Origin of the sequence: Shigella sp. FC1567 (genome assembly GCF_001743015.1) — a bacterium.
In the GTDB taxonomy this organism is placed as follows: domain Bacteria; phylum Pseudomonadota; class Gammaproteobacteria; order Enterobacterales; family Enterobacteriaceae; genus Escherichia; species Escherichia coli.
Genome location: NZ_MIIV01000331.1, coordinates 1 through 786 on the forward strand (window position 1 = coordinate 1; position 786 = coordinate 786).

The window sequence follows — 786 nt, forward strand, 5'->3', positions numbered from 1 at the left end:
CCACACCACGGGCCGGACGCCCATGGGCTGAGCACCGTAAAATCATCAATGGCATGTTCTGGGTGTTATGTTCCGGTGCACCATGGCGCGATTTACCCGAACGATATGGGGCATGGAAAACTGTTTATAACCGCTTTAACCGATGGTCAAAGTCAGGCGTGATTAATATTATTTTCAACAGGTTGCTTTCGCTACTTGATGCAAACGGCTTTATTGACTGGTCTGCCACCGCGCTGGATGGCAGTAATATCCGGGCGCTGAAATGTGCCGCCGGTGCTCAAAAAAACATCCCGATATCGACGGAGATAATGGCCCGGGTCGCTCTCGCGGCGGTTTTGGCACCAAAATCCATCTGGCAACAGACGGAAGTGGCCTCCCGTTAAATATCGTGCTAAGCCCCGGACAAGCTCATGAAAGCCAGTTCGCGCAACGACTTCTGGACGGGATTGGCGTTCAGCGTCAGAACGGCAGCATGAAACGCCGTGGACATGCGGTACTGGCTGATAAAGCGTATTCAGGGCGCGCATTGCGCAACGAGCTGAAAAATAACGGTATAAAGGCAGTAATCCCCCGAAAGTCAAATGAGAAAATGGCATCGGATGGACGTGCACAGCTTGATCGTGATGCGTACTGCAATCGTAATGTCGTTGAACGGTGCTTTGGGCGGCTGAAAGAATATCGCCGCATCGCCACGCGTTACGACAAAACGGCGAGAAATTACCTGGCGATGGTGAAACTGGGCTGCATCCGACTCTTTTATCAACGCTTACGTAATTAAGGGACACA

1 protein-coding gene is annotated in these 786 nt (G+C 51.8%); it reads left to right on the forward strand.

Annotated features, from left to right (window positions below):
- A protein-coding gene (locus BHE85_RS16870; RefSeq protein ID WP_094190961.1) for an IS5-like element ISSfl7 family transposase occupies nucleotides 1–778 on the forward strand; the annotation gives its coding sequence in 2 pieces (ribosomal slippage) (nucleotides 1–276 and nucleotides 276–778; 779 coding nt annotated over the 2 pieces). This gene is flagged as partial in the annotation.
- Between the last annotated feature and the right edge of the window lie 8 nt (nucleotides 779–786).